Genomic DNA, 5,545 nt, shown 5'->3' on the forward strand with positions numbered 1-5,545 from the left:
TTTAATCCCGTCGACGTGTTCGAAGCGTACCAAACGCTTAACCGTTGATCACGGTGATACGCGAACCCGCTTCACGCCAATTTGTCCACGCCACCTAGGGAATTACGGTGACAGGGCGAATTACGGTGACAAATTACGAAATTACGGAAATTACGGTGACAGGTGCAATAACCCCCAAATTATCGCTTCATGCCCATCCCCTGTATCGCCAGAACGCCGCCTACCATTTCCCCAATATGCCCACGATGTAAAACCGCCCCCCCCCCAACGGATCACCTTCGTCAACCGTCGCCAATTAAGGGATTTATGCTCGTTTCACCGTTATTCCTTGCTCACATGCGCGGCGGTGATCGGTGGAACAGTGCCTCAAGATCGCGTCCGGCGTGTAGTACGCGGGCGATCCCGATGGGCCGCATCGCGGGATCATAGGCGATCAGATAGGACAGCACTGGCCAGAACCGCACAGCCTCGTCGGTAAGATCGTCGCGCCGATGCCCGGCGCCCGGCGTTGTCGCAAGGAAGCGCAGCGCCTTGGTGATCTGGGCCAGCACATGACGCGCAACCTGCGCTCCGGCCTCATCGAGGTAATAATCCCTGACCTGCTCAATATCCCGCGCCGCTTCGGGCGAGAGGATATAGCGACTGGTCACTCCCGCCCCTGCTGAGCCTCGGTTGCCACAAGATCGGCATCGAGCCGCGCCATGAAGGCTTCGCCATCACGGCCTTGCCCCGAACGCAGCGAGGCCATCCCCGCCGCGATCTTTTCGCGCATCGAGGCCTTGTACAATTCCTGCACCTGGTCATGCTCCTCCATCAGCCGCAGCGCCTCACGCACGACCTCGCTGGCGGAGGTGTAACGTCCGGCGCTCACCTTTTGGTGGATCAGCGATTCCAGTTCAGGCGTCAGGCTGACGTTCATGGCAAAGCTCCTGCTGCGGCCAATCGCGCTGATAGACCAATAACAGGATTTAGCAAAGTTCGTTATCCGCGCTTTGCCCTCTGCCGCTGGCTGGGTTGTAATTATGGTGACACCGGCCACCCCCGCCAAATAGCCGCCTCATGCCCATTCTCCGTATCGCCGGAACTACCCGGATCATTCCCCCATATGCCCACGACGTAAAACCGGTTTCCTACACGGATGGCCCCTGTCATCCTTGGCGGCTTTTTGACATCGTCGAACCCAAACGCTGTTCAGCGCCGCTCGAAAAGGCGACGCCCTCTGAACTTCATCAACTAACTCTGCCCAAGCCCCTGAATTCGCATGATTCGCGTTTTTTCGCCCCCGGAAGGAATGAACAAACGCCAAAAGGCCCGGAAAACCGGGCGCCCGAAGGCGAGGATCACATTTTCAAAGGGTGATGGTGCGGTCGAGAAGACTCGAACTTCCACGGGCTTTCGCCCACAACGACCTCAACGTTGCGCGTCTACCAATTCCGCCACGACCGCAAAATCAGACGGGGTGCAATGGCCGGTGGCCAGCGCCCCGTGGTGGGGTAGGAGCGCGCCCCTAGCAAAGCAATTTGGTGCGCGCAACAACGATCAGGACTTTTTTCAAATCAATCCGGTTTCCAGCCGATTTCGGCGACTTTGGCGGCCTTGGGCACATCGGTTACCGCCGCGTTGATCGTGACGCTTTCACCGGGGGCCAGCTCATCCTGTGGCGGCGGGACGTCCCAGGTCTTGACCACCTTGTCATTCGAATCACGCAGCACGATCAGGATTTGCGGCAGGGCGCGCACATCCTTGCCGGTGTTGGTCACCGTTCCGCTCGCGCCGAAATATTCGGTGCCGTTGGGAAGCTGGCGGCGATCCTGCTTTTCGGGCGGGAACGACAGCACCAGATCCGGGCGGTCTGCGCCAAAGGTCTGCGCTGCGCCGGGCAACCACTTGGGCAGGCCGTAATACCATGCAGCGCCAGCCAGCCCGGCCACCGTCAGCGCAAAGGCGACCGCGGCAATCGTCCACATCTTCGTCGGATTGCGACGAGGGCGGAACGGTGGCTGGTGTTCGAAGGGCGATGTATCGGTATCGTCATAGACCGGTGGCGGGGTGCGACGCGCGGCTTCTGGCAAAGGCGGCGGCACGACCGGCTCCGCACGCGTCGGTGCAGACGTGCTGGCAGCTTCGGCTACAAGCGCAGGCGGCGTGGCATCTGCCTGTGCCGGAACCGATGCTTCTGACGGAGCCGCAACAGCCACTTCCGCCGATTCGCGTTCGGGCAGGTCCGGGCCGTTCTGGAACCAGGCATGGCGGCACCGTGCGCAGCGCACGGTCCTGCCGTCGACACCGATGGCGCTATCGGGAACGACATAGCGCGTCGAGCAGGCGGGGCACGCGATGATCATGGCTTCGGGTTAAGCATGGTCACACGTGTTGAAACAATAGCTTCACAAGCGAAGAAACGCTTCAACGGCCTTTTTTCCACATGGATTGCCGCGTATGGCCTATCTGGCGTAATCATCGCTGCGCAGCAAACAGGTACAGTCTCCTCCTCATGAGCCAGAACGAAGACGCGGAGATTGTCCATTTCGACAACGTTGGCCTGCGTTACGGCACGGGAAAGGAAGTGCTGACGGACATCAGCTTCACCCTTTATTCCGGGCGCTTCTACTTCCTCACCGGCGCTTCGGGCGCGGGGAAGACGACGATGTTGAAGCTGTTATACCTCGCCCAGCGCCCTTCGCGCGGGCTGATCCGCATGTTCGGCACCGATGCGATCACCCTGCCGCGCGATCGCCTGCCCGGCTTCCGCCGCCGCCTGGGCGTGGTCTTTCAGGACTTCCGGCTGGTCCCGCACCTTTCCGCGTTCGACAACGTGGCCCTGCCGCTGCGCGTGGCGGGCGTGCCCGAACGCGATATCGTGAAACCCGTTACCGACATGCTCGAATGGGTCGAACTGGGTGACCGCAGCCACGCCCGCCCGGCCACGCTTTCGGGCGGAGAGCAACAGCGTGTGGCCATTGCCCGCGCGGTGATCGGCAGGCCCGATATGCTGGTGGCAGACGAACCCACCGGCAACGTCGATCCCGACATGGCGATAAAGCTGCTGCGCCTGTTCGAAGCGCTCAACCGGCTCGGCACCACCGTGGTAGTCGCCACGCACGACGTGCATCTGATCCGCAAGGTGCCGGATTCGCTGATCATGCGGCTCGACAAGGGCCGCCTGTCAGACCCCACCGGCGCGCTCCGCTACCCCCCCCGCCGGGTTTCGCCCACCGCGCGCGCCGATCTGACGCGGGCATGACAGTGGTGGCAGACCTCACCAACGGGCTGCGCGGCGAATGGCGCGAACGCGCGAGCGCCGAAAGCCGCCTGTTGCCGCAAGGCAAGCTGTCCGGCCCCATGCCGTGGGTCATCGCCATCATGATCGGGCTGACAGTGGTAGCCAGCGCCAGCGGCCTTGCCCTGCGCAACACCGCGCGGCTGGCCAGCGCAGACGTGGCGGGCGGCGTGACCGTACAGATCGTCAACGGCGCCCCGCGCGAGCGTGACCGGCAGGCGCAAGCCGCGCTCGAAGCGCTGCAAGGCGCACCCGGCGTGGCTTCGGCGCGATTGGTGCCGCAGAAAGAACTCGATGCGCTGGTAGAGCCTTGGCTGGGCACCACGGCGGGCGATGATGTCAACGCCCTGCCCGTGCCTGCGTTGATCGACGTGCGACTGTCCGGCACGGCTGACAAGACCAGCGTGAGCGCGCTGCGCAAACAGATCGTATCGCGCGCCGCCGATGCGCGCGTGGATGCGCAGGCAAGCTGGCTCGCCCCGGTGTTCGAAGCCATTGGCGCATTGCAATGGCTGGCGGGTGGGTTGATCGCGCTGCTGGCCTTTGCCACGGTCGCCACCGTGCTGCTGGCAACGCGCAACGCGCTCAGCAACCATCGCACCACCATCGAGATCGTCCATATGCTCGGCGGGACCGATGCGCAGATCGCACGGATATTCCAGCGCTCTATGGCGGTGGATGCGGCGGCGGGCGGCATTGGCGGGCTGTTTCTTGGCGTGGTGACGACGGGGCTGCTGGGCCGCCAGTTCGCTGCGCTGGGATCGGGCATGATGACCGCGGGTGGCCTCGGCTGGACCGATTGGCTGGCGATCTGCTGCATCCCGGTGGCCGGTGTGCTGCTGGCGGTGCTGACCGCGCGGTTTTCGGTGCTTAACGCGCTGAAAGGGATGCTGTGACCAAACGCGGCATCTTCCGGCGGCTGCTGTCGCTCCTGCTCGTCGCCTGGGCGCTGGGCTTCTTCTGGTTTGCCATGTTCCTGCCGCAGCCGGTGATCGAACCGGTGCGCACCGATGGCGTGGTCGCGCTCACCGGCGGGAGTGGCCGCATTCCCCACGCGCTCGATGTGGTCGAAAAAGGCCGGGCCAAGCGCCTGCTCGTCTCCGGCGTTGATCGCGAAGTGCGCCCGCGCGAATTTGCGGTGGAATACAAGGTGCCAGAACGCCTGATGGCCTGCTGCGTCACGCTCGGCTACGATGCCGTGGACACGCGCAGCAACGCGGTCGAGACGATGCGTTGGATCAGGGAGAACAAGCTCCGCTCGATCCGGCTGGTGACGACAGACTGGCACATGCGCCGCGCCGCCTTCGATCTGGCGGCAGAAGCGCCCGACAGCCTGATCATCGTCGAGGATGCCGTGCAATCCAAGCCCAGCTTCCGCATCCTGTTCATCGAATACAACAAGCTGGTAGCGCGACTGGTGGCATGGATGATCGGCTGGTGAACTTGCGCAAAGTCCTGTCCGTGCCGCGCAGTCTGGCGTTCTATCTGACGTTTTACGTCGGCTCTGTGGTGTTTGTGTGCGGCGCGGTGCTGTTCATGTCGATCTCCAAACCGCTGTTTCGCATGTTCGTGCGCGGCTGGAGCGGCTGGCATCGGCTGTGCTGCCGCTGGCTGCTGGGCATTCGCGTAAAACTCGAAAACCCGGTGTTCAAACCCGGCGTGCTCTACGCGATCCGGCATGAAGCCTTCTTCGAAGCGATAGACCTGCCGTGGCTGTTCCGCCTGCCGGTGGTCTTCGCCAAGGCCGAACTGCTGGCCATCCCCGGCTGGGGCCTTGCCGGGCGCAATTTCGGCCTGATCGGAGTGGAGCGCGAGGCCGGGGCAAAGGCGCTGCGCACGATGCTGAACGAGGCGAAGCGGCTGATGGCCGAAGACCGCCCGCTGATCATCTTCCCCGAAGGCACCCGCACCCCGCACGGCACACCGGGCAAGCTGCAATCGGGCTTTGCGGGTATCTACAAGCTGCTGCGCCTGCCGGTGATCCCGGTGGCGGTGGACAGCGGGCCGCTCTACCACCGCACCTGGAAGCAATCCGGCACGATCCGCTACCGCTTCGCCCAGGAAATCCCCGCAGGATTGCCGCGCGAGGAAATCGAGGCGCGGGTGGAAGCAGCGATCAATGCGCTGAATGGGTGAGGTAGATTGGGTCTTTTGGGCGGACGTTGGGACATGTACGAACCCGCTGGCGCGGGAGTGGCGCTTGTTTTGAGGCTTGGCAAGTGATCGGCGGCCTGAGCCTAAGTTGAGGTCTGGGCCAAGTAGGCA

Annotated in this window: 7 protein-coding genes and 1 tRNA gene; 4 read left to right on the plus strand and 4 right to left on the minus strand. The window is 63.3% G+C overall.

Annotation, left to right across the window (positions count from 1 at the left end; all coding sequences use genetic code 11):
- Positions 1–332: 332 nt before the first annotated feature.
- From HGI47_RS21825 to HGI47_RS21845, 4 genes are all read right to left on the minus strand, one after another.
- Complete coding sequence (locus tag HGI47_RS21825; RefSeq protein WP_168854857.1) at positions 333–650, minus strand: type II toxin-antitoxin system RelE/ParE family toxin; 318 nt, start codon at positions 648–650, stop codon at positions 333–335.
- Positions 647–919 carry a type II toxin-antitoxin system ParD family antitoxin gene (locus tag HGI47_RS21830; RefSeq protein ID WP_168854858.1) on the minus strand — a complete coding sequence of 91 codons (273 nt, stop codon included), beginning with the start codon at positions 917–919 and terminating at the stop codon, positions 647–649. The genes HGI47_RS21825 and HGI47_RS21830 overlap by 4 nt, the downstream gene beginning before the upstream one ends.
- A 440-nt stretch (positions 920–1,359) precedes the next feature.
- Positions 1,360–1,446, minus strand: a tRNA-Leu gene (locus HGI47_RS21840).
- A gap of 110 nt (positions 1,447–1,556) precedes the next feature.
- Positions 1,557–2,345, minus strand: coding sequence for an MJ0042-type zinc finger domain-containing protein (locus tag HGI47_RS21845; RefSeq protein ID WP_168854860.1), 789 nt, complete (start codon positions 2,343–2,345; stop codon positions 1,557–1,559).
- A gap of 149 nt (positions 2,346–2,494) precedes the next feature.
- On the opposite strand from HGI47_RS21845, the gene ftsE reads away from it, so the two are divergent.
- From ftsE to HGI47_RS21865, 4 genes are read left to right on the plus strand one after another with little or no spacing between them, the layout of a single operon-like run.
- A complete protein-coding gene (ftsE, locus tag HGI47_RS21850) occupies positions 2,495–3,244 on the plus strand; it encodes a cell division ATP-binding protein FtsE (protein WP_168854861.1) in 750 nt (249 codons plus the stop codon).
- Complete coding sequence (locus tag HGI47_RS21855) at positions 3,241–4,176, plus strand: ABC transporter permease (RefSeq protein ID WP_168854862.1); 936 nt, start codon at positions 3,241–3,243, stop codon at positions 4,174–4,176. The genes ftsE and HGI47_RS21855 overlap by 4 nt, the downstream gene beginning before the upstream one ends.
- Positions 4,173–4,721 (plus strand): YdcF family protein, encoded by a 549-nt coding sequence (locus HGI47_RS21860; protein WP_370521827.1) that lies wholly within the window; start codon positions 4,173–4,175, stop codon positions 4,719–4,721. The genes HGI47_RS21855 and HGI47_RS21860 overlap by 4 nt, the downstream gene beginning before the upstream one ends.
- Positions 4,703–5,416 carry a 1-acyl-sn-glycerol-3-phosphate acyltransferase gene (locus HGI47_RS21865; protein ID WP_168854863.1) on the plus strand — a complete coding sequence of 238 codons (714 nt, stop codon included), beginning with the start codon at positions 4,703–4,705 and terminating at the stop codon, positions 5,414–5,416. Before HGI47_RS21860 ends, HGI47_RS21865 begins: the two co-directional genes overlap by 19 nt.
- The last annotated feature ends 129 nt before the right edge of the window (positions 5,417–5,545 follow it).

It is taken from the genome of Novosphingobium sp. ERN07 (genome assembly GCF_012641335.1).
GTDB lineage: Bacteria > Pseudomonadota > Alphaproteobacteria > Sphingomonadales > Sphingomonadaceae > Novosphingobium.

Bases quoted from the DNA above. Each gene is read 5' to 3' on its own strand.
- HGI47_RS21830 (WP_168854858.1), bottom strand. From the start codon at position 919: ATGAACGTCAGCCTGACGCCTGAACTGGAATCGCTGATCCACCAAAAG.
- HGI47_RS21845 (WP_168854860.1), bottom strand. From the start codon at position 2,345: ATGATCATCGCGTGCCCCGCCTGCTCGACGCGCTATGTCGTTCCCGAT.
- ftsE (WP_168854861.1), top strand. From the start codon at position 2,495: ATGAGCCAGAACGAAGACGCGGAGATTGTCCATTTCGACAACGTTGGC.
- HGI47_RS21855 (WP_168854862.1), top strand. From the start codon at position 3,241: ATGACAGTGGTGGCAGACCTCACCAACGGGCTGCGCGGCGAATGGCGC.
- HGI47_RS21865 (WP_168854863.1), top strand. From the start codon at position 4,703: ATGGATGATCGGCTGGTGAACTTGCGCAAAGTCCTGTCCGTGCCGCGC.